The sequence below is a fragment of the Micromonospora fluostatini genome (assembly GCF_050410825.1).
In the GTDB taxonomy this organism is placed as follows: Bacteria; Actinomycetota; Actinomycetes; order Mycobacteriales; family Micromonosporaceae; genus Micromonospora; species Micromonospora rosaria.
In genome coordinates, this window is sequence record NZ_CP191251.1 from 5,972,440 (window position 1) to 5,999,210 (window position 26,771).

Consider the following 26,771-nt stretch of genomic DNA (forward strand, 5'->3'; position numbering starts at 1 on the left):
CGACGCCGGGCCCTCCACTCTCTCGCGGTGGTGCATCATGTTCCCTACGCCTGGTGCGGCGCTGGTCAGAGTCGCCGCCTACCCGGACGGCCTGGTCCTGCCGGCCTGGCCCGACCTGACCGTCGATCGGCCCGAGCAGTGGCGGGACTGGCTGAGCACGGTGTGGGCGCTGCCGGGTTTCGCGGCGGCCGTCGCCGGCGCCACACCGCAGCTGGCCGCGCAGATTACCCGTGCCGTGACCGGCGTGTCGGTCCCGTTGGACCGGCTCCGGCGCCTCGTCGAGTCGGCGGTCCGGTACCTGCTGAGGTGGACCACCCGTGCGACACCGTTCGGCACCTTCGCCGGGGTCGCTCCGGTCGAGTTCGGTGACCGTGCGGCTGTCCGGTGGGGCGAGGCGCACCGCGCGGTCGTCCGTCCCGACGGGCAGCTCGTCGCCGAGCACACCGCGCGGGTCGAGCGGAACCTGACCGTCCTTCGCGGCGTCGCGGTGGTGACGAACGCCGTGGGGTATCAGCGCGGCGACGTGTGGGTGCTGCCCTGCGCCCGCGCCGATGACGACCGTCGGTGGGACACCGAGGTCCGCCTGACCCGCCCGGTGCGGGCAGCGATCCACGCGGCGAGTACGCCCGTCATGTTCAGCGAGGTCGCCGCTCGGGTCGCCGGACGGGTTTCCGCCAGCATGGAGGTGGCCGAGCGGATGCTGGCCTCGCTCGTTGACGCCGGTGTGCTGCTGTCGGCGGTGCGGCCGGCGATGACGGTCACCGACCCGGCCGCTCACCTGGCCCGCCATTCGCCGCTACCCGATTCCGGCAGCCGGGTCGCGGTGGACCTGCGGGTCGACGTGTCGGTGACGTTGCCGCCGGCGGTGCTCCAAGAGGCGAGCCGGGCCGCGTCGACGCTGGTGGCGGTCGCGCCGCCACCGGCGGGGTGGGCCGAGTACCATCGCGCGTTCATCGACCGGTGGGGTCCGGGCGCGGCGGTGCCGTTGCGCGAGGTGCTGCATGTTCTGGGGTTTCCCGCCGGATACCGGGGATCGGCCCGGCGCGTGCCCGGGGTGTTCACCCGTCGCGACCGGTTGCTCGCGCAGCTTGCACAGCGGGCGGCTCTCGACGGCTGCGCGGAGGTGGTCCTCGACGACGAGCTGATCGGCCTCCTCCGGGCCGGCGATGACCGGCCGCCGATCCCGCACACCGAGTTGCGGTTCACTCTCGCCGCCGCGACCCCGCAGGACCTGGACCGGGGTGACTTCACGTTGACAGTGGCCAGCGGGGCCCGCCACGCCGGGGTGTCCGCAGGCCGATTCGGGCACCTGCTCACCCCCGACGAACTGTCAGCGTTCCAGCGCGTCTACCAGAACCTGCCGACCGCCCTGCCCGACGCGGACCCGGTCCAGGTGTCCGGACCGCCGCTGGACGCCCGGCTGGCCTCGGTCGCCCGCACGCCCGAGGTGCTGCCCGTCCTTCCCGTCGGCGACTTCCACCCTGACCCGCCGTGCGAGGTCGCGGACCTAGCGGTTGCCGGTGACGGGCAGCGGCTGTGGCTGGTGTCGCGGTCCACCGGCCGGACGGTCGAGCCGCTGCTGCTCAACAGCGTGCTGCTACCCGCTCTCCAGCAACCGCTGATGCGGTTCCTGACGGAGATCTGGGCCGCGTGGTCGGCGCCATGCAGCAGATTCGACTGGGGACACGCCCACGACCTGCCGTTCCTGCCCCGCCTCCGACGCGGGCGCAGCGTGCTGCACCCTGCCCGCTGGACCGTTCCCCGGTCGGCCCTGCCCCGCGCGGCGCCGTGGCGGCAGTGGTACCACGCCTGGCAGCGCTACCGAGAACGCCAGCGGATCCCCGACGACGTCCTGATCGGCGACAACGACACACACCTCCGTCTCGACCAGAACGACACGACGCACCTGGCCGTGCTGCGCCGGCACCTCGACCGACACGACCGTACCGTCGTCACGGAGGCCCCCGGCCCCGCCGGCTGGATCGGCGGCAGACCCACCGAACTGCTCCTCACCCTCACCCACCGAGGCTCGACCACCCGGCCGCCACGCCCGGCCCGGACCGCGACCGCACGACAGCATCGACCCGGACAGTCATCGTGGCTGGAAGCCAGGCTGTTCGGGCGGATCGACGACATCCTCGCCGACCTCGCCCGCCGCGTCGACAGCCTCCTGGCGGAGGGCTGGTGGTTCCTGCGGTACCCCGACCCCGAACCCCACCTCCGGCTCCGTGTCCCACTCCACTCCGCCAGCCACTTCGGCGACACCGCCACACGCCTCGCTCACTGGGCGCAGCACCTGGAACACAAGCACCTCCTGCACGACTACGCCCTGCACCCCTACCGGCCCGAGACCCGTCACGGCAGCGGCACCACCCTCGCTGTCGCCGAGGCGGTGTTCGCGGCCGACTCTCGCGCCGTTCTCCACCGGCTGACCGGAGACCCCCAGGCCGCAACCGCCGCCGGCATGATCGCCATCGCCGACGGATTCACCGGCGACGGGCTGCGCTGGCTCGCCGACCACGTCCCCCATCACACCGGCGCCCGCCTCAGCCCTGCCCAGATCGCCCTCGCCCGCACCCCCTACCGCGACGATCATCTGGCTACCGCGCTGGACACCTACCAGGCGCTGGCCCACGCCGACAACCTCGACCTCGACCAAGTGCTGGCCGACCTGCTGCACCTGCACCACGCCCGCATGATCGGCGTCGACACCACCTCCGAACGGCACTGCCTCCGCCTGGCCCGCGCCGTCGCCCGCACCCGCCAGGCCACACCATGACCGCCGCACAGTCCCTCGCCGACGGCGCGACCGGCGTCGCCCTTCTGCACCTGGAAACCAGCAACTGGCCAGCCGCTCACGCGGCGCTACGCCATGCCACCGTCCACGGCGTCAGCATCGCCGCCGGAGCCAGCCTCTTCCACGGCGCCCCCGCGCTCGCCTTCGTCCTCGCCACCACCGACCGACCCAGCCTCGTCCGAGCGCGAACCATCGCCGCAGCCGGCACCGCCACCGTCACCCGCCAACGGCTGCACGCCGCTCACCGCCGCATCGACTCACGCCGACAGCCGCACTACGCCGAATACGACCTCATCCGCGGCCTGACCGGCCTCGGCGTCGCCCTCCGCCGCCTCGGCCACCACGACCTCCTCCGCGACGTCCTGGACTACCTGGTCCGACTCACCGAACCCGTCAACGACCTCCCGGGCTGGTGGTGCGCCAACGGGCCCGACCGCAACCAGCCACCCCCACCAGGCGGCCACGCCAACCACGGCATCGCCCACGGCATCACCGGCCCCCTCGCCCTGCTCGCCCACACCCTCCGCGACGGCATCACCGTCGACGGACACACCACAGCGATCACCCGCATCTGCCGCTGGCTGGACACCTGGCAGCAGCACACCGGCCATGCCATCTGGTGGCCGCAAACCCTCACCCTCGACGACCTCCACCACGGCACACCAGCGGCGCCACCGCTACGCCCCTCCTGGTGCTACGGCACCCCCGGCATCGCCCGCGCCCAACAACTGGCCGGCATCGCTCTCAACGACACCACCCGCCAACATCTCGCCGAGACCGCGTTCCTCACCTGCGTCAACGACCCCACACAGACCCGCCGTCTCACCGACCGCAGCCTCTGCCACGGCACCGCCGGGCTCCTCGCCACCGGCCGACGCATCGCCGCCGACGCCCTCACCCCAATACCCCTCGCCCCACTCGCACACCTTCACCAGCGCACCAGCCCCGCCGCAGACGAACCCACCGGCCTCCTCGACGGCACCACCGGCCGCGCGCTCGCCGAAGCTGCCACCAGCTCCACCTCGTGGGACGCCTGCCTCCTTCTCAGCTGACGAAAGGCCGCCATGGAGCAGACCCCTTGGAGACACGTGACCATCCACTACCCCGGCCTGAGCCGCCAGGACCGGGAACGCCACGCGATACCCCACCTGAGCCGTGTCCTCCCCGCCGCCGAGACCGCCGGGCTCATCACCTCGTGGTGGTTCATCCGCAAAGGGCCCTGGCGCGTCCGCTATCTACCCACCACACCGCACCGCAGCCCCGACCCGGTACACCGCATGCTCACGGACACGGTCACCTGGACCGACGACATCTACGAACCCGAAACCCACGCCTTCGGCGGCCCCGAGGCCATTACCACCGCTCACCAACTCTTCTACCACGACAGCTGCCACCTCCTCACCTACCTCCACCACCACCCCACCGACCGCCGAGAACACTCACTCATCCTGTGCACCACACTCATGCGCGCCGCCGGACTCGACCTCAACGAACAAGGCGACGTCTGGGCCCGAATAGCCCAACGCCGCGCCGCTCATCTGAACTCAACCCCGGCCCCCGACCTTCACACCTGGGAAACGTTCACCCACAAGATCCGTCACCTGCACCTCGGCACACCCCGCACCACCAGCGACTGGCACACCGCGTTCCACAACACCGGCACCGCCCTCCGTCACCTCCGCGAAACAGGCAAACTCACACGCGGACTCCGCGCCGTCATCACAGAACATTTGATCTTTCACTGGAACCGCATCGGCATCCCCGCCACAACCCAAGCCACCCTCGCCCACGCCGCCACCGAAGCCATCTTCGGCCGCACCCCACCCTTAGGACCGAGGCGCTGTCCCGGCTCGCCGCCCAGCACCACGAGATAACCCGCCTCCGAACCGCCACCCCGGCACCCCGGCAGCCAACGTGAGACGCCTACCGACGCGCAACACCCAGATCGGCCCGTGCTGAGCCCGACCCCGAGCACTATCGTGCTGACGGCCACGCATCGAAAGGATCAACCGCTAATGAGCCTCCGGTCCGAGGCCTACGACAACGGTGCCGGGTGACCTGCCGACGGTCTTCGTGTATCCATAGGCGTAGGCGTTGCTATCCAACAGCGCCGAGGCCAGGGGCTTCGGGCAGTGAGCTGTGCGGTGGGGAGGCGCGGCTTCGGTGGGTCGCCCACTCGGTGGTCCAGGCCGCGAGATCGTGTACCCATCCCTGGCCGTTCTCGCGGGACTTGGTCGACCACTTCGAGGCGCTTCGGTCGGCGAAATCGTCCAGGACCTCGCGGTCGGTTGCCGTCCAGGCGGGGAACTGGGCCAGCCACTCCTCGGCCTGGCCCGGGGTGTGGCCGCTGCCGATGAGCCACTGCACGAGCAGCGCCAGTTCGACCCAGGGGGCCGATCTGGTGGCCCAGGCCCAGTCGACGATGCGCAGCCCGCGTGTCGTCACGATCAGGTTGGCGGGGTTGAGGTCGGAGTGAACGAGCGTTCCGCCCTCCATCGCCGGATGGGCGAAGCCGAGCCGGTTGGCCGGCGTGAACCAGCGGCCGTCGGGGGCAGGCGTTTCCTGAAGGCCCTTCAGTGCGGAGGCCAGCAGGTCCAGATCGGCGCTGCCGGGCGACAGGTCGGGGTGGGAGCCGTCCAGGTGCTCGACTCCCACCACCAACCAGCCGCCGCACTCGAAGTGCCACAGCACGTCAGGCGGGTACCCGGTGATCGCGCTGGTTGCCGCCAGCTCGAAGCGAAGTGACCGGACGCCCAGGTCACCCGAAGCGGCCTTGACGAAGGCCCTGCCCGCCGAGCCGGTGACGGTCGACGCGATCTCCGCGTGGTTGCCGTTCGAAGCCGGGTCCACGTCGATGATGCCGCCGACTCGTTCGGCGATGCGCGCCGTCACAGCCTCGGGCAGGGTGGTCCAGTCACGTCGCACAGGTTTCCTCCGTCAGTTGCCCGGGTTGGGCGGGCAGCACGACTCGGCCTCGCCGGCCCAGAACTCCATGTCCACCCGGTAGCCGGTCTGGTGGAGCGCTGCCAGTGTGAACGTGACGGCGGTCCCGTCCATCATCCCCTCGGTGAGGATGGGGATGTGGTGCACGAAGCCGCCGGCGATCTGCTCGCACGCGGCGGCGTACGGCACGGTGTGCTGCAACACGGAGTGCCACACCGCGTCGACCGGGAGGGTCGGCACGACGCGGCCGATCGTCCCGTCCGGCAGCGGCATCCCGAACTCCGGGTTGTCGACGTTCTCGGCGTGCGCCTTCAGGAACACGCAGAACTGCTCGACGGCCCGCTCCGCGTAGGTCTGGGTGACGTGCTGGTCGGCGGCGAAGTAGTCGACCAGCTTGCCGAACGTCTCGGGGTCGACGAGGGTCCGGGGGTCGGCGGCGGTCCTGGTCGACTGGTCTACGGTGATAGTCACGACTTCTCCTTCAGCCTGTGCGGTCAGCGGCGCTGGTTAGCGCGGGTGCGGAGGTAAGGGGTCTCCGCGTCCGTGCCTGTCCTTCGGTGAAGCGATCATGAAGCTGATGTGCGGGATGATCTGGACGGCGGGCCCCTCACCCTCGGCATGCCCCCTCACCCTCGGTCCCTGGCCTGTGGCCGGCGCGCAGCTCACCGACCATGGCCACACTCGCTGCGGACATCCCCACTCAACGCCAGCCGGCATGATGTCGAACATCCTCGACACTGAATTTCGACACAGAACCGCCCCATCAAGCCCGCACCCGCCACTCGGACAGCTCCGGGGCGCCTCGCGTGGTCACTACCGCTGCACGTCGGCATTTCCGAACGTCTCGGCGTCCTGCAGTCCATGAGCCGCGTCGGCCGCGCCCTGAACAACGCCGCCGCCGAGGCGTTCAACTCGACCATGAAGGTCGAATGCGTCCACCGGCAACGGCTCCGCACCCGATCCGAGACACGACTCAAGACCGCCACCTGGATCATCGACTTCTACAACGTCCGTAGACACCACAGCGCCTGCGACGGCATGTCACCAGTCGACTACGAACGCTTCGTCGCTCAAGTCCGCCGGGCTCGGGCAGCTTCAACAACCCTCCGCGCTTCCGAGGAATTCCCAACATCATTTCGTCAAGAGCTTGAAGAATGGGAGACTGCTTGAATGCGGATCAAAAGCTCGGTCGTCATGTTGACGCTGTTTCTGAGTGCCTGCACGTCAGACACCGGCAGCGCGCCGGCCGGTGGAGAGATGCCCAGCGGGACAACGCCATCCGATAGTGGCCGGCCGACCGCGGCGCCGCCGTCCTCGTCGAGCCGGGCACACGTTGTCCCGTGCACCGAGTCGGTCGGTAGCGCGGAGGTACCTGATGCAGAGTTCGTCGTCGTTGCCGATGCAGTGGCGCTTCCTGGGACGCGGATGCTCCAGGCCCAGCCGAGCACAGAGGAGGAGATTGGCCCTGAAGTGCTCTTCGCCAAGGCCGGTCTGCTGGTCCGTCGCGGCCACGCCGTCGAGTTGCTGATCGATGAGTCGCAGGTCGGGAAGGCGTGGCTCGGTTGGGGCACGCCAGCGATGCCTAGCTCGCACGTACGGGTAGACGCCTGCGATCAGCCGGGTGAGTGGCTGGCGTTCGCCGGCGGCTATTGGGTGCGGTCGGCCGGTTGTGTGCGCGGCAAGGTGTCCGTGGACGGCGGTCCTTGGTGGGAGTTCATGGTGCCGATCGGTGCGTCGTGCTCGGGGAACAAGTAGATGCGTACCGCGACACGCTGGCTCGTCGCGTCTGCCGTGGCTACTGCGGTCGTCTTCCTGCTCCGCACGCGACCGGGGCTGTACCGGGTCGAAGGCCCGTCGATGGAACCGGCTTTGCCCGAGGGAACGCTGGCGCTGGGGGTCCGGGCTGGTCGAATCTCGCCCGGCGACGTCGTCGTCATACGTGACCCGTTCGGGCCAGGACTTGTCGTCAAGCGGGTCGATTCGGCCCAGCAACGCGGTCGTGTCCTCTGGCTGGTCGGTGACAATCCGGTGGGCACCGTCGATAGCCGCGCCTGGGGGTGGGTCGCGTCGTCGCGCGTCCGTGCGCGGGTGGTGCTCGCGGTTAAGCGATGACCGTGACAGCCAGCACGAGGGCCAGCGCTGCGGTCACGATGATGTAGAGCTTCTGCAACCCGTGCAATACCAGGATGTGGCGGGGCAGTGACTCCAGGACGGGGCTGTCGCCCTTGCGGAGGATGTACACCACGAGGATGACGGCCAGCCCGATCCCGTAGAAGAGGCTGACTAGAGCGGGAACGAGGCCGAGGAACACCGCCGCGAGGCCCAGCCACGTCGCCGAGGTCATCCGGAACGTCGATACCCCGGTGCCGATGTCCAGCCCCCAGACGAGAGCGGTGTTGTCCGCGCGCCTGAAGGTGTGGCCGAACCGCGCCGGAGTCTGGCGGGAAAAGCCCAGCCAGGAGGGTCCTCCCCGCCGGGCTGCAGCAACATCGAAGGCGAGGAACACCAGCAGCGCACCGAGCAGCGCGCTGGACCTGATCTCCATGGGTACGCCGGTGACGTCCAGCAACGAGGCCGCGAGGGCAACGAATAGGGCGGGAACCACGCTACCCGCGATCAACCCACCGGTAAGGAAGGCAAGCCATCGATGCCTCAGGAGCTTGCCTGCGCGATCGCCGCTGACCAGCGGCGACTGGGCCTGGCCCAGCATCGACAGGCCTCAAGGGCTGCCGAACTGCGCCGCCCCACCGACGGTGAGCGCGACTCCGATCAGCGTTGCGATCAGCATGTGTACTGCGTCGGGTAGTAGTCGGAGCAGGCAAACGTCCCGTTCCAGCAACTATCGCCCTTGGTGCACTCGATGCAGCCCCAGACCCGATGGCTTGACGTGTAGCAGCAGGCCCACTCCCTCATGACGTATCCCGACGGGCAGGTGACGTTCGGCGCGATACCGGGGCAGTTGGTGTCCGGCAGGGCGAGGTTGCAGCAGACCGGCTGTGCCTCGGCAACGTAGCCGCGGCCGGTAAGCCGGGCGATGATCTCGACGGTACGCACGCCGTACCGGCTCCATCCGCGAGTAGCTTCCAGAACCTTCATGAACTCGCCTCCGCCTTTGTCGTGCTGAATCGGATGGTGTCCGGGATGTGGCCGTACATCGGTCGGTCCTCTCCTCCGCCACGCAACCAGCGGAGTTCTTCCTCTAGGCGCCGTGGCGACGGCAGGGTGTGAGCCGCGACCACGCCGCCATCGCGAATGCGTACGACGGCGGGGCTGATCTGCATCTGGAGTGCCGCCGCGAGCCGACCGTCGGGGTCGATGAGCAGACGGGGATCCGATCCGAGCCCGTACTGGGAGAGCCATTTCTCTCCGGTCTGCACCGTCTTGGGCTCAAAGAGCAGCCACACGTCGTCAGGCAGGCCGCCGGCGATCCGTTCCGCGAGCTTGCGGCAGGTGACGCACATGTCCGACAGCACGAGCACGATGGCTCGTGGCCGGTCGGCCAGCAACGGTGTTAGGCCCGCCGCCGTCAGCGCCGCCGGCCCGGCTGGGACGTCGATTGGCGTCAGGGAGTCCAGGATGCCGGACTCGATCCGGAGCTGCTCCAGCGTGCGGAGCATCTCGACGAGGGCGCCGAAGACCAGGACGAAAGCGGCGGCGAACGCGACCAGCACGATCCAGACCAGCACTAGGAGCTCCTGAGGTTCACGAAGGTCAGCGCCTGGTCACCGTTCTCGAGCATGCCCGAGGTGGCACCACCGGTGGTGGCCAGGCGATCGGCGCGAGCACGCCGCAGCGACAGGACCAGAGGTGTGGCTTGAACAGCGAGGGCGATCAGGATGGCCGTGCCCAGTACGGCCGTGCGTTCATCCACCGAGGCCGGCTGCCAGCTGAGCACCCCGGCAGCAAGCCCCGTCCATAGCGGCAGAGCCAGCAGTTGCGGCCGGCCCAGCGGCCGACGGCCAATGTCGCCGAAGCAGGCACAAACAACCGGTCGGGGCAGCCGCATGGCCCGCACGCCTGCTGCGGCGAACACCGCAGCCAGGGTGAGCACGGCGGCTGCGGACAACCAGGACGGAGCCGGGCTGACCATCAGCGCTGCGGTCAGCAGTTCGGCACCCACGATCAGGAGCCACCACAGACGCACTCGCGCCAGCCCCAGATCCGCGAGTACGCCTTGAAATACCTCTGGGGCACGCAACTTTCCCAGCGCGCTGATAGCGAACACGACGACTGCAACGACCCGGAAGGCCGCGAGAAGGATGTCCATCGGGTGCTTCGCTGTCAGCGGCGCGCGCGGGTCGCGATCGCTGCGCGGCGTGCCCCTGTGTCGCGGTTGAAGACGAACACGTCGCGCCGGTCCGGTTGGTCGATCACCCGTAGGAAAGGCTTGGCTACCAAGATGTTCGTGCCGTCGTTGGCCGTGGTGACGCAGACGGTGTCACCGGTCTGGAAGGTCCAGCTCTCGGGAAAATCCACGGTCGGTACCGTCAGCACCCTGCCGGTGTCGCGCATTCGGACGCTCAGCCGCTCGATCGATCCGCCCGTCACATCGGCGAGCCCGCCCTTGGTTGTCGCGGCCTCGGCAGCGGCCGGCCTGACGGCGCTCGCGACGCCGACGGCGAGTCCAGCAAGCAGAACACCACGCCGCCCAAAGCCCGGAAGTTTCCTCGACATATCAACACCCCCGTCAATTTCCCGTCACGCTAGGTCAGTCAGCCCTTACAGGGCAACCACTCGCGTCGATCTATTCGTGATCTGAGGAGAATTCTTGCTCGTTGGTACTCCAGCCGCACCGGCTCCTCTGGGCCACCGTTGAAACGATCATGCTGGCCTGTCAACGGACAACGCCGTGCGTGGCCCCGATGCCGCAGGTAGCGTCCGGGAGAGCTGAGGTACTTTAGGCGGCACCGCCATACGGCGGCTGGTGCCCCACACAACACGTGCCCTGGCTGACGGTGAACGGCTACTCAATCCCCATGAGTCGACGCACCGCCTTGACCGGCGTGTCAGGCAGCAGGCAGACATCGTCGGCCACACGGCAGAGCAGGCCCGCAGTGACCGCAGCCCCCAGATGCTGCTGGGACAAACGGTGTCGTGCGAGTTCCTCGGCGACGGGGATGGCAAAAGTTCCTCGCGCCGGCCCGGCACCCGCCAGCATGTTCAACACGAGCCGCTGACGGCCGGGCACGTCGACGAACGGGGTCATACGCTCGTCGCCGAGGGTGGTCCATGCGAACCGAGGTCAATGGTCATGCCACTGCGGTGTTCCTCCGCCCAGCGGTCCGCTTCCATGCCGGTCAACACCCGCACCAGCGTCGACTTGCCGTGGTGCGATCACGAACATGCGCGTTCCACGGCCTCCGCCACAGCGTTGTCCTCGACTGGCGGGACGCAGCGCAGGTCCAGCAGGAAGTAGCCGTCGTGGATCCGGCCGACCACACATGGGACGCCGTGGCGCAGCGGCTCGGCGAGTCCGGGCGAGAGCCGGACAGCCCAGCCAGGCAGCCGCAGCCCCGGTGCCGAGCCGCCACCGACGACGCCGTCGCTGGGCGTCACCGTCGCCATAATGCCGCTCGCGACCAAGCGGGCTGCTAGCTTGCCGGCGCGCTCCCGCAGTCCCCGCTCGTCGGCATGCAGGGCTGAGGCTGTGGGGGTGACGGGCCGGCGAAGGGTCGCCTCCAGCGCGGCGAGGGTGAGTTTGTCGACGCGTAGCGCTCGGGCGAGAGGGTGGCGGCGCAGTGTCTCGATCACCGTGCGGCCACCGAACAGGAGCCCGGCCTGCGGGCCGCCGAGTAGCTTGTCACCGCTCGCGGTGACGACCGTCGCGCCCTCGCGTAGCCAGGTCGCGGCGTCCGGCTCATCGGGCAGTAGCGGTTCCGGGCGCAGCAGCCCGGACCCGATGTCGGCGACCACCGGGACCGGCAGTCCGGCCAGCTCGGTTACGCCGACCGTCGAGGTGAAGCCCTCGATCCGGAAATTCGAGGGGTGGACCTTGAGTATGAATCCGGTCTGCGCGCCAACGGCGTCGGCATAGTCGCGTAGGTGCACCCGGTTGGTGGCACCGACCTCGCGCAACCGGGCACCGGTGCTGGTCAGCAGCTCGTGCAGCCGGAAGCCGTCGCCGATCTCCACCATCTCGGACCGAGCGACGACGATCTCCCTTCGCGCCGCGAGCGCTGTGGCAACCAGCACGATCGCGGCTGCCCCGTTGTTGACCACGTGCACATCGCCAGCGTCGGGCACTGCGGCCCGTAAGGCGGCGAGGGCGGTGCGGCCGCGGCGAGCACGAGTACCGGTGGCCACGTCGTACTCGATGTCGACGTAGCCGGCGGCCGCAGTGACCGCCTCGACGGCCGCCGCTGACAATGGCGCGCGGCCGAGGTTGGTGTGCAGCACCACGCCGGTCGCGTTGATGACCCGGCGCAGCAGCGTGGGGGCCGCCGGCAGGGCGGCGAGCGCGGCGGGCAGGACGTCGTCGGGATTGAGCTGGCCGGCTCGTGCCCGTTGCTGGGCGTCTCGGACCGCCTGCTTCACGGCATCGGCGCCGAACATCCGGTGTGCCTCGGACAGCCGTGGATCGGCGAGCAGAATGTCGGTGCGGGGGATGCGCCGACGTGGGTCGTCGGTCACCCGACGGCTAGGGTGTGCTGGCCGTCAGCGGAAACCAGCTCGCCGATCACCGTGGCTCCGGGTATCTCCCCCGCAATCAGCAGGCCGCCGGAGGTCTGTGCGTCGGCGAGCAGCAGTTGCTCCAGTTCAGGGACACCCGCACCCCAACGTGTGTGCGGCCGTACCCAGTCGAGGTTGCGGCGACTGCCTCCGCTGACGAATCCGTCCCGGGCGGCCTCCCTGGCGCCGTCCAGGTACGGCACCGCAGCCGCTTCGACGACCGCCGTCACCCCGCTGGCGCGGGCGAGCTTGTGCAAATGCCCGAGCAGGCCGAAGCCGGTCACGTCGGTCGCGCAGGTCACCCCGGCGCGCAGAGCGGCGTGAGAGGCATCCCGGTTCAGGGTGGTCATCGCGGCGACCGCAGCCGGGAAGGCGTCGCCGGTTGCCTTGTGTCGCGAGTTCAAGACGCCAATGCCCAGCGGTTTGGTCAGGCTCAGCGGCATTCCCGCCCGTCCGGCGTCGTTGCGCAGCAACCGGCGGGCGTCGCCGATCCCCGTGACCGCCATCCCGTACTTGGGTTCGGCGTCGTCGATGCTGTGCCCGCCGGCGAGATGACAGCCGGCCTCTTGGGCGATGTCGTGGCCGCCGCGCAGCACCTCGCTCGCGATCGACGTCGGCAGAAGGTCACGCGGCCAGGCCAGCAGGTTGACGGCCAGGATCGGGTCGCCACCCATCGCGTAGACGTCGGACAGGGCGTTTGCGGCGGCGATCCGGCCCCAGTCGTACGGGTCGTCAACGACCGGTGTGAAGAAGTCGGTGGTCGCGATGATCGCAGTGTCGCCGGAGAGCCGGACCGCCGCCGCGTCGTCGCCGGTGTCCAGGCCAACGAGCAGCTCGTAACCCGGCGCAGTGAGCGGCCTGAAGACCCCGGACAGTGCGGACTCCAGCTCGCCCGGCGGGATCTTGCAGGCACAGCCACCGCCGCGGGCATACCGGGTCAGGCGTAGCGGCTCCTCGACCATATCCATTGACGTATCGCCCCCATAGGCCGTCTTCGGGTGGAGACCGAGAGGAATCGAACCTGCCGGCCAGACTAAGCCAGGCCCAGCCGCTTGAAGGCGGCGACCGCCAGGAACTCAAAAGCCTCCATATAGAAATAGATCTTAGCCCTAACGCGCCAGGGCTTACGCTTCGAGCGCGCGGTCAATCCCTGCTGGCAGGGGACGCGATGGCTCGCTCTGGCGCCTCAGGCTAAAGGATGTCTCGTAACTCGGTGATGGCGTTGCCTGGCAACGGTGTTGGTGTCATCCCGCGAGGATGATGTTGTGGAGGTGGGCGATGCCGGACGCGGTGTCGGTCAATGTGTGGGCGGCGCGGCGGTAGTCGCGGAGGATCTTGAAGCACTTCATGCGGGCCGGGGCGTGTTCGACCTGGGCTCGGATGGTGCGGTGGTGCTTGTTCAGGTCCGTTTTCCACTCGGGTAGCTCGCTGCCGTCGGCGGGTGTGCGGTAGGGGATGATCACGTCGGGGTTGGCGCGGTAGGCGCCGTCGGCCATGACCGGCCGTCCGGCCAGTTTCTGGTCGATGCCGCTGGTGCGGTAGACGATGGTGTCGTTGCGGTTGCCGGGTTGGGGGTCGCCGAGGGCGACGACGAGGTGGGTGTGGGCGTCGATGGCGACCTGCAGGTTCGTGCTGTAGCGGTAGTTCTTGCTCGGGGCGGCCAGGCGGTGGTCCCGGGTCGGGATGAGCGTGCCGTCGACGATGGTGATCTGCTCGACCCGACGCCGTCGCCCCGGCGTCAGGGCGAGCAGGGGGCCGACGGTGTCGATGACCCGGTGCGCGGCGGAGTGCGACACCCCGAACAGCGGGCCGATCTGGCGCATCGTCAGGTTCGTGCGCCAGTACGCGGCGACCAGGAGCACCCGGTCGGCGAGGTTGAGAGACCACGGCCGGCCGGGCCGGCCATCGGCGATCGCGTCACCACCACGCTCGGCGACCAACCTGACGAGGCGGCGGAACTGGGCGGGCTGCAGCCCGGTGAACGGGAAGATCCACTCCTGGCGGGCTGCCGAGATCACCTGCACCCCGACATGATCCACCATGGACCAGCCACCGAGTTGCGAGACGTCCCTTAGCTCTCGGAAATCCCAGCGGGATGTCGGTTACCGGCCATGTGAGGCAATCCTCTTTTCCGCAGCTGGCCCGCTCCCTGGGTGAGCGCGGCCAGCTCGGTGATCCTGGATCGCCGGTAGCGCTTGACTTACCTATTGCGGCTCGGCGGGGGGACTGTAAAAACAACGGTGTAACTCCGATCAAGGGAGTAGCACCTGATGACGATCACGACTGATGCGGTGGACACTGCCGCTGTGTCCGGTGATGAGACGGCCAAGCGGCCGCGTACGAAGACGACGCCGGGGGGTGTCGATCCGGCGTTGGTGTCGCAGTTGGTGACCCAGGCCCGTGAGCAGGGGCTGCAGCTGTCCGGCGAGGGTGGCCTGCTGCAGCAGTTGACGAAGATCGTGCTGGAGTCGGCGCTGGATGGTGAGATCACTGACCACCTCGGCTACGACAAGCACGACACGGCCGGGGCGAACTCCGGCAACTCCCGCAACGGCAGCCGGTCCAAGACCGTGCTCACCGATGTCGGGCCGGTGCAGATCGATGTGCCGCGGGATCGGGCGGGTTCGTTCGAGCCGGCCATCGTCCGTAAGCGTCAGCGCAGGTTGTCCGGGGTGGAGGACCTGGTGCTGTCGCTGTCGGCGAAGGGCTTGACCACCGGTGAGATCAGCGCCCATCTGGCCGAGGTCTACGGCGCGCAGGTCTCTCGCCAGACGATCTCCACGATCACTGACAAGGTGATGGACGGGATGGCCGAGTGGCAGAACCGGCCGCTGGATCCGGTCTACCCGGTGGTGTTCCTCGACGCCATCAACGTCAAGATCCGGGATGGGAAGGTCGCCAACCGGCCGATCTACGTCGCTCTCGCGGTCACCGCCGACGGCACCCGCGACATCCTCGGTCTGTGGGCCGGCGACGGCGGCGAGGGCGCCAAGTTCTGGCTGCAGATCTGCACCGAACTCAAGAACCGGGGCGTCGACGACGTGCTCATGGCCGTCTGCGACGGACTGACCGGGCTACCGGAGGCCATCGGGCAGGTCTGGCCCCGCACCGTGGTCCAAACCTGCGTGGTGCACCTGCTGCGCAACTCCTTCCGCTACGCCGCCCGCCAGCACTGGGACGCCATCGCCAAGGCCCTCAAACCGGTCTACACCGCACCCACCGAGGCCGCCGCCACCGAACGGTTCCTCGAGTTCGCCGAGGCATGGGGCGGCCGGTATCCGGCGATCGTGAAGCTGTGGGAGAACGCCTGGGCCGAGTTCGTGCCGTTCCTGGCCTTCGACGCCGAGATCCGCCGAATCATCCGCTCCACCAACGCCATCGAAAGCGTCAACGCCCGCATCCGCCGCGCCGTGCGCGCCCGCGGACACTTCCCCCACGAGCAAGCCGCCCTCAAGTGCGTCTACCTCGCCGTCATGAGCCTGGACCCGACCGGGCAAGGCCGCAAACGCTGGGCCACCCGCTGGAAAAGCGCACTCAACGCCTTCGACATCACCTTCGACGGACGCCTCTCCGCCGGCCGCAAGTAGACATCAACCAACCCCAGTTACACCGTTAACTTGACAGCCCCTCGGCGGCGGCGAGTCGTTGCTGGTAACGGGTGAGGAGCGCGTTGGCGTCGTGGTGCTTGCCGAGCACCGTGAGGGCGTCGGCGGCCAGGTGGTGGAGGTGCTGGTTGTAGGGGTCGATTCGGAGGGCATCTTGCAGCAGGAGAAGGCGACTGCTGGGCTCGGGTGTGGTGCCGGCGAGGGCGATGTGGGCGTCGAGTACGTGGCGGCGTGTGGCTTCCCGGAAGGGGGCCAGCCAGGGCCAGGTGTGACTGGTGGCGAGGTCGCCGGTGTAGTGGTTGATAACGCTTTGGACAGCAATGGGGCGGTCGGTGAGTGTGTTGGCGGCGTGGTCGACCGCCGTGCGTAGTCGCCATAGGTCGGTGTCGATGTGCTGGGGATTGAGGCGGTATCGGTCGCCGGTGTGTTCGATGGGGTCGAGGTTGGTGGTGGTGGTGATGGTGGTGCGGAGTTCGCTGAGGGTGGTGTAGAGGCGGCGGCTGGTGGTGGTGGGTGGGAGGCCGGGCCAGATGGCGGTGGCGAGGGTTCGGGTGGTGGCGCCGTCGGGGTGGACGGCGAGGGCGACGAGGGTTTGCAGGGCGGCGCTGCGGCGGATGGGCACGGGTGTGTCGTGGAAGTGGAGGGTGACCTCGCCGAGGACGTACAGGGTGAGCGGCTTGCGGCCGGGTGACGGGGGTTGCGGGGCGGGTGTGGGGGGCTGCTGTCGGGGCACGGCGACGGCGGGCGGGGTGGTGGGCGCGAGGACAGTGAGGAGGTCGAGGGCCGCGGTGGCGTTCAGGACGCATAGCCGCCCGCTGGTGCCGTCTTCTCGGTGCTGGGTGTGCCCGTCCGGGGTGATGTGCCAGGTGGGGTGGTGTGGCCAGGTGCCGATCAGCACGGCCTTCGCCTGAGCGAGGCCCGTCGTGAGTGGGGCTCGGGTGGTGGGGTGGGCGGGCAGGTGGGTGAGGAGCAGCGGTTGCGGGCCGTCGGGGTCGGTGGCCTGTCGGGCGATGGTGACGGCCTCGTCGAGGGTGTCGGTGACGGTGAGTCCCGGCAGGCCGTCCAGTGGTGGGAGGCCGGGGCCCAGGAGGGTGTGGAGGTCGGCGCGGCTGGTCACGACCGTGACGGATCGTCCGGCGCCACGGAGGGCCTGCAGGAGCGTGGTGATGAGGATGCCGCGTGCGGCGTCGGCGGCTCCGGGCCCGGTGAGGCCGACTCCTCCGTCCGGGAACTCCACCGCCGGCCCCATCAAGGACGGAGTGGGGGCGGTGGCGAGGGCGGTCTGGACGGTGGTGACGGTGGTGGGTAGTGGTGTGAGGTCGGTGTCGGTGCGGGTGCCGGGCGGTTGGGGTCGGTAGTCGCGTCGGCGGCGGAGCCAGACCAGGGCTGCGGCGGCGGCGATGAGTTGGGCGGTGTCGGCGGGTATCCACCCGCCGGGTACCTCGACGCCGGGGTGGGCCTGGTCCGGGGTGGTGTGGTGGTCGCCGGTGCTGCTGGTGGTGGCTGGGGGTGCGTCGGCGGGTGCTGCGGTGGCGGGGGTGGTGGGTGTCCAGATGGCGGCGGCGCCGGCCATGCCGGTGGCGGTGGCCTGCATCGGCGTCGGTAGCGGCATCCGTCGTACCCGCCGCAGGGCCGCCTGTGCTCGGGTGAGGGCGGCGCGGGTGGCGAGGCTGGCGAGGAACAGCCAGAACATCCAGGCGAGGACGGCGATGCCGGCGATGAGGGTGTCCTCGGTGAGGGGTTCGCGGATCCACGTGCGGGCCTGGTCGGCGGTGATACGGGTGGGCAGTGGCCAGCCGACGGTGCGGACGAGGACGAGGGGTGGGCCGGCTAGCACGGCGGTGAGCGCGGCTCCGGTCGCGACCCGTTGGGGCCATCTCACCGGTCACACCCCTGCCGGTGGGTGACGGAATGGCAGCTTCTGCTCGGCTGGTTAGGGGGCATGGGCTGGGGGTGTGCGGACGAGTCGGGTCCAGAGGCGGTAGATCCACCAGGCGGTGACGGCGGTGGCGTAGATGGCGGCGAGGATGCCGATGGTGCGGTAGGCGGCGATCGCGGTGGTGATCACGATCAGGGGTCCGCCCATGATCAGCCGCAGGATCCAGGGGCGTAGGAGGGCCATGACGGCGCCGAGGCCGAGGAGCAGGCCGCCGGCGCGGCCGGTCAGGTCGATCCACAGCAGCCGGTCGGGGAGCCGGTCGGCGGTGACGGAGTACTGCAGCAGGGCCATGCCGGTCCCGGCCACCGCGACCGAGCTGACGGGGAAGGCGAGTAGGGCGGACCAGCCGCCGGGTGGGGTGCGCCACTGCCGGGCGGCGACCACGGCCGTGATCAGGGCGAGGACCGCGATGGGGGCGATGGGCCACAGGGCCCAGCGCAGCAGCGGTCCGGTCTCCATGTGCAGGTACTGGGCGGCGACCACGGCGTAGAGGCTGGCCACGGCGGTGCCGAGGGACACGGCGGACAGGATGCCGATGCTCACCGTTCCCGCCCGCGACCCGACCAGGGTGTTGGTGCTGTGGGTGGCGGCGAGGGAGCCGAGGATGGTGCCGGCGGACAGGCAGGCGGTCATCGCGAACAGCGCCGCCATCGCGAGTTGTCCCCAGGAGGGTTGCGCCCAGTTGTTGGGGTAGACGCCGCCGTACTCGACGGTGACCAGCATCTGCGTGATCATCACCAGGGACGCGAGGCCGGGTACCCCGATGCCCAGGGTCCGCCCCGCCGGCGGCACCACAGACTCACCCCCCACCGCCCCGGCAGCGTCGGCGGTGGTGGCGGCAGTCTGCGCCCCGGCCGCCCCGCACGCCGCGGCGAGGACCGGGTCCTCGACAGTCTGGGGGGTGAGGCTGGTGCGGTCGGCGACGACGGCGGCGACCGCCGGCAGGCGGGCCGTGCCACCGACCAGGTACACGCCGGTCAGGTCGGTGGGGGTGAGTTCGGCGGCGGCGACCACGTCGACGGCGAGCTGCCCCACCCGGTCCAGGACCGGCCGTGCCACCTCCTCCAGCTGCGCGGTGGTGGCCACCACCGCCGTCCCGTCGGGCCGGGGAACGGTGATCGCGGAGTGCCGGGACAGGTTCTCCTTCGCCGTCCGGACACTCGCCGCCCACCCCCAACCGGCACCGTCAGCGTCACCGAGGACAGCGGCGAGGGCGTGGTCGATGGCGTCCCCACCGGCGGCGGGGTCGGCGAGGGTGGCGAGGACCTCGAACCCGGCCGGACCCCGACGCAGAACCGTCGCTTCCGCCCCACCGCCCACATCGACGACGAGAAGGTACGCGCCGACCGGCATCCGGGTACCGGTCGCGACCAGGTGTTCGGCCACCGCGACCGGTGCCTCCACCAGGCGGGGTTGTCCCAGGCCGGCGCGGTGCGCGGCGTGCCGCATCCAGGTGCGCCGCCGGGGACCCCACCCGGCCGGCACCACCAGCCGCACGTCCTGCACCGGTCCCCCGGCCACCCGGTGGGCCTCGTCGGCGGCGCGTCGTAGGGTCGCCGCGACGAGGTCGGTCGCCTCGATCTGGTGGCCGTCCACCGTTACCTGCTGCTCGGCCGACCGGCCGGGGGCGAGGACGAAGCGGTGCTGCTGGCTTGCGGCGGTCTGCCAGGCCTGCTCTCCGGTGACCAGGCCACCGTCGGCCGCCAACACGGCGCTCGACATCGCCGGCACGCCGTCGAAGGTCACCGGCGTCCACCGGCCGTCGGGCCACGTCACGACCGCCACGGTCATGGTCCCGCCGTAGTCGATCGCCAGCGTCGCCTGATCCGATCGCATAGAGATCAGTCAAACATGAGGAAGATCCTCACGTCACCTCTGATGTACTCTCCGCGACGCTCGCAGGATGTCCGCCGCCTCGGGGCGTCGGAGCCAGGTTCCGCTCGTCCGTCGCTCGTCTGGGCGGGCACGGGGAGGTGGCGGGCGTGCTGGTGGGTGGCCAGTAGCGGCGTACGGTGCGTTCCGATCGGCCGATCCGGTCAGCGATCTGCGCCGGGTGCAGCGCCGGATCCCGCTGGTGCCACCAGCGGACAGCCTCCGCAGTGGATCGCCTGTCGGCGGCGCCGCGCGCGTCCTCACCTGGGGGACTGGTGGTGTGCGGGTCGTTGTCCCGGCTGCTGTCCGGGGCCGTGTCGGTGTTCGCGGTGGTCGCTGGCGCGGGCGGGGCTGGGGGGTCCGGCTGGCGGACGGGGCGTACGGGCGGTGACGGCCTGGCCGGGGCCGGGGCCGGCCGGTGGGTGGGCGCCGACTCAGGTGGCGCGGCCGGTTCCGCGCCGCCCGTGGTGGGCGCAGCGGCGCGGACACGTGCGGTCAGGTCGACGAGGCTGATGCTGGCGACGATGACCAGCCCGTCGACGCTGATAGGCAGCAGGTACGCGGCGGCGGCCTGGGTTTCCCCGTACCGGGCAGCGACGCCGACCATGTGCCAGTAGGACACCCAGGCGGCGATGCCGGAGATGACGGCGGTGGCGGCGAGCCGCGTGTAGTGCAGGTACCGCCGGTGGGTAGGGACACGGGAGATGAGTTCCACGGTGAGCCAGAGGGCCAGCGGCGGCCACGCGGCGATGATCTGGCTGATGGGATTCGGTTGGGCGTGCAGGATGTTGGCGGCGATGGACGCGGTGATCCCGAGGGTGAGGGTGGCGCGGACGGCCCACCGCAGCCGTCGCAGCCGGCCGGCGGGGATGACCGGGCCGGTCGGGCGGCTCACGCGACACCTCCGCTCGAGATTCCCGCCCCCGGGTGGGTGGCGGTGAGCTGGTCGGCGAGGGCGAGCGTGGCGTCGGTGGGTTCGGTGTCGATGTCGGCGAGACGGCGGGTGAGATCGCGCCGGAGCGCGCGGACCGCGTCGGGCTGGCTGAGTGCGGCGTGGGCGCGCATCGCGGCCTGGTAGAGGGACTCGGTGTGGGGGTGCTGGGCGATGGCGGTGGTGAGGATGGTGACCTGCTCGGCTGGTCGGCCGTCGAGCGCGTTGGCGAGGGCGAGGGTGGCGTCGATGCTCTGGCGGCGGACGGCCTCGCGGTGCGGTTCGATCCAGTCGTAGTCGCAGCCGTCGGCCAGCGGCCTCCGGGAAGCCTCGACGGCGCGGCGGAGGTGGGTGACGCGGTCGTGGGCGGTGGTGGCGTGGTCGGCGGCGCGGATCGCGTTCCGCATGCGCCACAGGTCGATGTCGAGCAGGTCGGGGTTCAGGGTGTAACGGTGGGCGGGATGGGTGAGGTAGGTGCCGGGGCCGCCGTGGTGGCGTAGCGCCGTGCGTAGGGCGGAGACGTAGGTGTGGAGGCGGTGTCCGGCGGTGCGGGCGGGCGCGTCGGGCAGCAGGTCGTCGAGGATGGCTTCGGTGGTGGCGGTGCCGTCGTGGACGGCGAGGTAGACCAGGAGTTCCAGGGCCTTCGCGCGGAGCGGGCGAGGTGGCTGGTCACTGGTGATGGCGGGCTGCCCGAGGACGGTGATCGTCACGGGCCCACGGGTCGCGGGTCGCGGGCTGTCGTCGGCATCGGGTGGCGAGGTGAGCTCCGGTGGTGGGGTTCCGGCCTGGTCGGACCGCGGGGTGGGCTCTTCGGCGGGTGGGGGTGCTCCGTCGGTGGCGGGGTGAGGCGGCGGCGGTTCGACGCCGATGCCGTGGGATTCGGCGAGGGTGGTGATCAGGTCGACGGTGTCGGCCTGGTCGACAACAGTGAGCCGGTCCACGTCGAGCGGAAGCTCCCCGGTGAGGGTGCCGTCGTCGGCGACGGTGAGGGTGACGCCGGCGGGCCAGTCCCCGAGGACGACACCGTGAATGTCGAGGTGGTGGGCTTGGACGAGCAGCGCGGCGAGCTCAGCCTGCGCGCTGTCGGTGAGGAACAGGACCGGGGGTAGTGGTCCGGCCGTGGGGTCGGCGCGGCGCAGGTCGGGGACGGTGTCGACGTCGGCGTCGTGGCACGCCCTGGTCCGCGCCAGGATCGCCTGGTCGATGACCGCCAAGGCCTGCGCGGCGTCGTCGGCGACGACCAGACGGGCCGACTCGACGGTGGCGGCGCCGAGGAGCCGGGTCAGGACAGCGCGGGTGGTGACGACGGTGCCGCGGGCATGGGGGTCGTCGACACCGGCGGACAGGGCCGCGACGAGGAATCCACGGGCGGCGGAATCAGCGCCGGGACCGGTGAGCCCGATCCCGGCGGCCGGCCACCACCCGATGACCGGCTGGCCAGAAGCTGGCGCTGCCGGCAGTTTGGGCCCGGTCTCGTGCTCATGCGGCGGGGTCGTCGGATCGCCGTCGGCGGCGAGGGCGGGTGAGGCAGTGTCGGGGCGGAAGGCACGGCGGAGGCGGGCCACGACGGCGGGCATCGGGGTGAGGTTCGGGTCGTCGCGGCGGGAGGACGGGGACAAGACGCGGGAGCGGTGCCGGCGGTGAGCCCAGACGGCCGCGACGGCGGCCAGCACCGCTGCGGCCACAGCCTCGTCGATCCACTGGCCGCTGGTGGGGCGGGACGGGGTGTCGCAGGCTGGCGACGACAGGTCAGGGACAGGTGACAGCGGCGGCTCCGGCGTCGTGGTGGTGTCGGTCGCTGCCGGTCCGGCGGACGGACCGGCGCTGGCGTCGGGTGAGGGCGCCGGCCCGGAGCGAGGGCTGGACGAGTCGGGTGCGGGAACGGCGGGGCCAGGTGCCACCACGCGGGTCGACGACGCGGGCAAGCGCAGTTTCCAGCCGGGGTGGATGACATCGGGGTCGGTGAGGGCGCCGCCGGTGTGGAAGCGGGTGCCACGGTTGATGGTGTAGATGTCGCGCCACCGGTCCGGGTCGTCGAGACGCCGGGCGGCGATCCCGGACAGCGTGTCGCCCCGCCGGACCACCACGGTGCCCTGCTTCTCCGAACCATCCCGGTCAGGTCCGACGGATGGACCGGCGTCCCGCAGGGACTCGTCGCGCTGCGGGGACGGTGGGGTAGCGGTGTCGGCGGCGGCGCTGAGGGCGGCCGACGAGGTGCCGCCGGTGGCGGCGGTGACCACAGTCGCGCCGAGCAACGCCGCGGTCAGGCCCTGCAGCGGTCCGGGTACCCGAAACCGGGGAATCCGCCCCAACCTGCGGCGAGCCCAGCCCTGCAGGTGAGTAGCCATCTCGGCGGCCAGGAGCCCCCACAGCATCCACGCCACGGTGACCGCGAGCGCGGCGAGGAAGCCGGGTGTCAACGGTTCGCTGATCCACTCCCGCACCTGCGGGCCGGTGGGCAGCCGTGGGCCGGGAAGGCCGGTGGCGGGCCACAGTGTCACGGGCGCGCCGATCAGGATGAGAGTGGTCAGGTTCCTTCCGGTGCGGCCGGGCGTCGGGGTGCCCATCACGTTCTCCCTCACAGCCGGGGCGGGTGTGTGCGGGGAACGCTAGGTCCGCACCAGCGTGCGGAGACGACATCGGCGGTTCACAGAACCTCACAGCGCCTTACACGACCTCACACTCCCAGGTCACGCCGCCTGTAAGCGCTTTGCCGGTGAAATCGCTTTGATGACGGTGGATGAGGGTTCGGCGGCGGGCCCGTGTCAGGAGCAGGTGGTCGAAGGACGGGATGTCGCGCTCGACGTGCGTGCTCTGCTGCGCAAGGCTCGACCCCTAGGGTCGCGGGCTGGTCCGGGACCTCGCCGAGCGGCCCGGCCAGCCGGCGAGCCTGTGGGCAAGGCGGCCTCGCCCCTGGTGACGCGGGCGGTTGATGCCGAGGAATCCCTTTCAGCCGTCGATGGGTATGAAGGTGTCACGCGATGGCGGCCCCTGCTGAGGTGTTTCGACGCGCTGACCGATCCGCCTACCAGTGTCGATTACCTGACGTGCTCATTGCGCTACTGGGAGACGCGAGGAAGCTTCGCGATGAAGTCCGTCGCGATAGGGGAGGTTCGATGGGCATTCGAAGGAAGATCGTGGTGGTGTTCGCCGCGGCCTTGTTGGTTGCGGCAGTGGCCACACCGGGCGTGGCCAACGCTGGGCCGTCCGGAGTCGGGAAGTCCGACGGGGGCGCCGCAGCGCTCGCGCCATGCATCCGACTGGCCACGCAGCAGCGGGTGCCGCAGTGGGTGTGCACAGCGGAGGGGCTCACTGCGATCACTCGTTCGCCAGCAGGACAGGTGACCACCGTGTTCACGGCGGTCGCGCCACTGGCGGGCAAGGCGGAGGACTCGGGAGTCGGCCTCCTTGATGACTACGACACGTGGTGCGAGACCGGCTCGATCTGCCGCCGGACGATCAACAGCTACGCGGCGGAGACGAAAGGTAACGCCGCCTACGGCAACTCCAGCGGAGTGATCGGTACTTACGACGTGGTGCTGCGGACCAATCTCAACGGTCGGCAGGCGCAGTGGCGGGTGACACTGATCTGGGACAGCGGGCCCACGCTGGACTTCAGCGACACCTATGTCAACTGCTACGAGGAGCGCAACAACCTGCCGGACGCCAACTGTGGTGACCACTACGTCGGCGGACCGGTGGTCGGGCCGTCCGGCTGGCGGTGGGACAGCGGCACCGCCTACGGCAACCGTCTAGCCAACTCCAACGAGTACTACGCGGATGTCAACACGATCTTCACCCCGAGTGGATATCCCACCTACCTCGCCGCGCCGTTGCGGTCGCAGCAGTTCCACTGCTACGGGACCAGCAACTGCGTGTTTCCGTAGCAGCCTGCCCCCGCGTCGGGACAATGGGCTGGGGCCCGCCGCGCCTGGTGGACTCCAGCCCATCGCGGTGGAAGGCGACGTATGGACGGCTACGAAGAGGCGAGCGCCGCCGGGTGGGACGATGTCGCGTTGTCGCCGACCGCGCCAACCGGGCCAGCGGGTGAGTACCTCGAACTGCCCGAGAGCGGCTGGGGTGCCTTGGTCGGCTGGACCGTAGGGCCGGCCCGCCTCGTTCGCTGCCCCGACCGTCCGGAAGATCACACGACCGTCATCACGACGATTAGCCCGGCCGGCGACGACCACCAGGCCCGACCACGGACCGCAGCCGAGCAGACCGACCTCGACGCCGACATCAACACCTACCTGCACGACGCCGGCCTCCCGGCCCGCCCGCCCGGTTACCGCTGGTTCCTGCGCCTGCCGGCCGGCCACGACGAGGACCGGTTCTGGAACGCCGTGCACGAATCACTCAACCGCGAGCAGCCCACGGCCACTCATCCCGCCGACATCGCCCGCCAGGTCCGCACGATTTTGCAGGAGATCTACGGGGACACCAGGCGCTGAGGCGCGGACGGGAGCAATCCGGGCCGTTCCCGACCGCCTTGACTCCCGTGCGGTTCGCGCGTATGTCGTACGAGGGCCCCGAGTAGTGCTCCCGCTTGCCGGCGTCGGACTCGAAAACGTCCGGGGCAGCACCCCGATCGCGATCCGATCCGACAGACGCTCACCCGATGAATTCACCTGACCAGCACGCGGCACACCCTACAACGACCCGGTCAAAGTGGTTGATATTGGGCCTAGTACTCCAACGTCACTTGGCCTGTCTGCGCTGGTAGTGGGATCGGCGGGCTCGGGCTTGGGATGTGCGTCGCCAGATTGACCAGTGCAGTGTGTGTTCTGGCGGGAGCGATGCGGCGAGGATGAAGGCGTTGAGGAGGCGGCGGATCTCGGCGACGGTCAGCGCGATGATCTCCGGGTCGGTGTCGGGCTGCTGCGCGGCGAGGATGGTCAGGACGGCCAGGGCGAGCATGGCCAGGGTGATGAACCGGTGCCAGCCGGTCCAGCCGCGGACCTGGTAGTGGTCCAGGCCGACCTGGCCTTTGCCGGTCTGGAACAGCTCCTCGATGCTCCAGCGGGAGCCGGCGACGGTCACGAGGGTGTGCAGCGGCACCGGGCGGGGTGACCAGCACAGGTAGAAGGCCAGCTCGCCGGTGGTGCGGTTGCGGCGGATCAGCAGCCACCGGTGTTCACCGGGCTGGGTGGCGGTGGTGATCCAGGCCCACAGGTAGTCGCGTGGTCCTTTCGCTCCGGGTCCGCAGCTGTGCAGCTGCCACTCGGCGGTGGGGATCCGCTCGGCGAGGTCGTCGACGCGGATCAGGGTGCGGCCGTCGTTGACGTGCACGCGTCGGTCGCAGCCGACCGCGAGGACGTAGCCGATCCCGCGATGTTCCAGGTTGTCGCGGAGGGCGGGGTCGGCGCCGTAGACCTCGTCCCCGGTCACCCATGCGAACGGGACTCCGGCATCCAACGCGGCGGCGATCATCTGCCGGGCCAGAGCGGGCTTCGTGGCGAACTCGACGTCGTCCGGGACCCCGGCGGCGGCGAGGCGGTCGGGCTGGTCGCACCAGGTCGTCTCGGGTAGGTAGAGCCGGCGGTCGATCATCGCCCGGCCGGCAGGTGTCACGTAGGCCAGGAACACTGCGACCTGACTGTTCTCGATCCGGCCGGCGGTGCCGGTGTACTGCCGCTGCACCCCGACCGAGCACACGCCCTTCTTCAAGAACCCGGTCTCGTCGGTCACCAGCACCGCGTCGGGATGGCCGAGCTGCTCGATCAGCCACTCACGCAGGTCATCGCGGACGGCGTCGGCGTCCCACACCGCCGTGCGCAGCAGCCGCTGCATCGCCTGTGGATCCCCGTGACCCGCCCGCTCCGCAAGCGACCAGCAGGTCTTTCGTTCGGCCTCCGACAGCAGCCCTGCTACGAACTGCCCGGCCGTCGCCCGCGGCTCGGCCCGCACGAACCGGCCCGCGACACGCCTCATCGCCTCGTCCAGGATGACCCGCCACCCGGCGGGGTCTACGCTGTGGCCCGCGGCCACCGCACGATCTTCGATTGTCCTCACAAA

25 protein-coding genes are annotated in these 26,771 nt (G+C 70.2%); 9 read left to right on the top strand and 16 right to left on the bottom strand.

Going from position 1 to position 26,771, the window contains the following annotated elements; all coding sequences use genetic code 11:
- The first annotated feature begins 37 nt into the window (after window positions 1–37).
- From ACQUFX_RS26545 to ACQUFX_RS26555, 3 genes are read left to right on the top strand one after another with little or no spacing between them, the layout of a single operon-like run.
- Window positions 38–2,779 (top strand): lantibiotic dehydratase, encoded by a 2,742-nt coding sequence (locus ACQUFX_RS26545; protein ID WP_428962954.1) that lies wholly within the window; start codon window positions 38–40, stop codon window positions 2,777–2,779.
- Entirely contained in the window at window positions 2,776–3,849 is a 1,074-nt protein-coding gene (locus ACQUFX_RS26550; RefSeq protein WP_428962955.1) for a lanthionine synthetase C family protein, read from the top strand. Before ACQUFX_RS26545 ends, ACQUFX_RS26550 begins: the two co-directional genes overlap by 4 nt.
- A 12-nt stretch (window positions 3,850–3,861) precedes the next feature.
- Window positions 3,862–4,671: a thiopeptide-type bacteriocin biosynthesis protein gene (locus tag ACQUFX_RS26555; RefSeq protein WP_428962956.1), complete on the top strand. Its 810-nt coding sequence runs from the start codon at window positions 3,862–3,864 to the stop codon at window positions 4,669–4,671.
- Between the two features lie 223 nt (window positions 4,672–4,894).
- Here the strand turns inward: ACQUFX_RS26555 and ACQUFX_RS26560 are convergent, their stop codons facing one another.
- Together ACQUFX_RS26560 and ACQUFX_RS26565 are read right to left on the bottom strand one after the other, a co-directional pair.
- Window positions 4,895–5,722 (bottom strand): phosphotransferase, encoded by an 828-nt coding sequence (locus ACQUFX_RS26560; protein WP_428962957.1) that lies wholly within the window; start codon window positions 5,720–5,722, stop codon window positions 4,895–4,897.
- A 12-nt stretch (window positions 5,723–5,734) separates the two neighbouring features.
- On the bottom strand, window positions 5,735–6,211 hold the full coding sequence (locus ACQUFX_RS26565; RefSeq protein ID WP_428962958.1) for a glycine-rich domain-containing protein: 477 nt from the start codon (window positions 6,209–6,211) through the stop codon (window positions 5,735–5,737).
- Between the two features lie 381 nt (window positions 6,212–6,592).
- On the opposite strand from ACQUFX_RS26565, the gene ACQUFX_RS26570 reads away from it, so the two are divergent.
- The 3 genes from ACQUFX_RS26570 to ACQUFX_RS26580 are packed head-to-tail and all read left to right on the top strand — an operon-like array spanning window position 6,593 to window position 7,852.
- Window positions 6,593–6,910, top strand: a complete 318-nt coding sequence (locus ACQUFX_RS26570; protein ID WP_428967091.1) for an integrase core domain-containing protein — start codon at window positions 6,593–6,595, stop codon at window positions 6,908–6,910.
- Complete coding sequence (locus ACQUFX_RS26575; protein WP_428962959.1) at window positions 6,911–7,495, top strand: hypothetical protein; 585 nt, start codon at window positions 6,911–6,913, stop codon at window positions 7,493–7,495.
- A complete protein-coding gene (locus tag ACQUFX_RS26580) occupies window positions 7,496–7,852 on the top strand; it encodes a S26 family signal peptidase (RefSeq protein ID WP_428962960.1) in 357 nt (118 codons plus the stop codon).
- On the opposite strand, the gene ACQUFX_RS26585 is transcribed toward ACQUFX_RS26580, so the two are convergent.
- From ACQUFX_RS26585 to ACQUFX_RS26625, 9 genes are all read right to left on the bottom strand, one after another.
- Window positions 7,842–8,450, bottom strand: coding sequence for a hypothetical protein (locus ACQUFX_RS26585; protein WP_428962961.1), 609 nt, complete (start codon window positions 8,448–8,450; stop codon window positions 7,842–7,844). The genes ACQUFX_RS26580 and ACQUFX_RS26585 overlap by 11 nt on opposite strands.
- Before the next feature lie 71 nt (window positions 8,451–8,521).
- Complete coding sequence (locus ACQUFX_RS26590) at window positions 8,522–8,794, bottom strand: hypothetical protein (RefSeq protein WP_428962962.1); 273 nt, start codon at window positions 8,792–8,794, stop codon at window positions 8,522–8,524.
- Between the two features lie 38 nt (window positions 8,795–8,832).
- Window positions 8,833–9,426 carry a hypothetical protein gene (locus tag ACQUFX_RS26595; RefSeq protein ID WP_428962963.1) on the bottom strand — a complete coding sequence of 198 codons (594 nt, stop codon included), beginning with the start codon at window positions 9,424–9,426 and terminating at the stop codon, window positions 8,833–8,835.
- On the bottom strand, window positions 9,426–10,007 hold the full coding sequence (locus ACQUFX_RS26600) for a MauE/DoxX family redox-associated membrane protein (RefSeq protein WP_428962964.1): 582 nt from the start codon (window positions 10,005–10,007) through the stop codon (window positions 9,426–9,428). The genes ACQUFX_RS26595 and ACQUFX_RS26600 overlap by 1 nt, the downstream gene beginning before the upstream one ends.
- 14 nt (window positions 10,008–10,021) lie before the next feature.
- Window positions 10,022–10,414: a hypothetical protein gene (locus ACQUFX_RS26605; RefSeq protein WP_428962965.1), complete on the bottom strand. Its 393-nt coding sequence runs from the start codon at window positions 10,412–10,414 to the stop codon at window positions 10,022–10,024.
- Between the two features lie 289 nt (window positions 10,415–10,703).
- Window positions 10,704–10,946 carry a hypothetical protein gene (locus ACQUFX_RS26610; protein ID WP_428962966.1) on the bottom strand — a complete coding sequence of 81 codons (243 nt, stop codon included), beginning with the start codon at window positions 10,944–10,946 and terminating at the stop codon, window positions 10,704–10,706.
- 128 nt (window positions 10,947–11,074) lie between these two features.
- The gene (gene selA / locus ACQUFX_RS26615) at window positions 11,075–12,370 is read right to left on the bottom strand and encodes an L-seryl-tRNA(Sec) selenium transferase (protein WP_428962967.1); all 1,296 of its coding nucleotides are present in this window, start codon (window positions 12,368–12,370) and stop codon (window positions 11,075–11,077) included.
- Entirely contained in the window at window positions 12,367–13,371 is a 1,005-nt protein-coding gene (gene selD / locus ACQUFX_RS26620) for a selenide, water dikinase SelD (RefSeq protein WP_428967092.1), read from the bottom strand. Before selD ends, selA begins: the two co-directional genes overlap by 4 nt.
- 282 nt (window positions 13,372–13,653) lie before the next feature.
- Window positions 13,654–14,433, bottom strand: a complete 780-nt coding sequence (locus ACQUFX_RS26625) for a transposase family protein (protein WP_428967093.1) — start codon at window positions 14,431–14,433, stop codon at window positions 13,654–13,656.
- A gap of 246 nt (window positions 14,434–14,679) precedes the next feature.
- Here ACQUFX_RS26625 and ACQUFX_RS26630 point away from each other — a divergent pair, with 246 nt between their 5' ends.
- Window positions 14,680–15,996: an IS256 family transposase gene (locus ACQUFX_RS26630; protein WP_428962968.1), complete on the top strand. Its 1,317-nt coding sequence runs from the start codon at window positions 14,680–14,682 to the stop codon at window positions 15,994–15,996.
- A gap of 25 nt (window positions 15,997–16,021) precedes the next feature.
- Here the strand turns inward: ACQUFX_RS26630 and ACQUFX_RS26635 are convergent, their stop codons facing one another.
- From ACQUFX_RS26635 to ACQUFX_RS26650, 4 genes are read right to left on the bottom strand one after another with little or no spacing between them, the layout of a single operon-like run.
- Window positions 16,022–17,896 carry an AfsR/SARP family transcriptional regulator gene (locus ACQUFX_RS26635; protein ID WP_428962969.1) on the bottom strand — a complete coding sequence of 625 codons (1,875 nt, stop codon included), beginning with the start codon at window positions 17,894–17,896 and terminating at the stop codon, window positions 16,022–16,024.
- A gap of 51 nt (window positions 17,897–17,947) precedes the next feature.
- On the bottom strand, window positions 17,948–19,789 hold the full coding sequence (locus ACQUFX_RS26640; protein ID WP_428962970.1) for an Hsp70 family protein: 1,842 nt from the start codon (window positions 19,787–19,789) through the stop codon (window positions 17,948–17,950).
- A 28-nt stretch (window positions 19,790–19,817) separates the two neighbouring features.
- Window positions 19,818–20,720 carry a DUF2637 domain-containing protein gene (locus ACQUFX_RS26645; RefSeq protein ID WP_428962971.1) on the bottom strand — a complete coding sequence of 301 codons (903 nt, stop codon included), beginning with the start codon at window positions 20,718–20,720 and terminating at the stop codon, window positions 19,818–19,820.
- Window positions 20,717–23,323, bottom strand: coding sequence for a BTAD domain-containing putative transcriptional regulator (locus ACQUFX_RS26650; RefSeq protein WP_428962972.1), 2,607 nt, complete (start codon window positions 23,321–23,323; stop codon window positions 20,717–20,719). Before ACQUFX_RS26650 ends, ACQUFX_RS26645 begins: the two co-directional genes overlap by 4 nt.
- Before the next feature lie 774 nt (window positions 23,324–24,097).
- Between ACQUFX_RS26650 and ACQUFX_RS26655 the strand changes: the two genes are divergently transcribed.
- Both ACQUFX_RS26655 and ACQUFX_RS26660 read left to right on the top strand, forming a co-directional pair.
- Window positions 24,098–24,643 carry a hypothetical protein gene (locus ACQUFX_RS26655; RefSeq protein ID WP_428962973.1) on the top strand — a complete coding sequence of 182 codons (546 nt, stop codon included), beginning with the start codon at window positions 24,098–24,100 and terminating at the stop codon, window positions 24,641–24,643.
- A gap of 81 nt (window positions 24,644–24,724) precedes the next feature.
- Entirely contained in the window at window positions 24,725–25,207 is a 483-nt protein-coding gene (locus tag ACQUFX_RS26660; protein WP_428962974.1) for a DUF5956 family protein, read from the top strand.
- Window positions 25,208–25,454: 247 nt separating this feature from the next.
- On the opposite strand, the gene ACQUFX_RS26665 is transcribed toward ACQUFX_RS26660, so the two are convergent.
- Complete coding sequence (locus tag ACQUFX_RS26665) at window positions 25,455–26,687, bottom strand: IS701 family transposase (protein ID WP_428962373.1); 1,233 nt, start codon at window positions 26,685–26,687, stop codon at window positions 25,455–25,457.
- Between the last annotated feature and the right edge of the window lie 84 nt (window positions 26,688–26,771).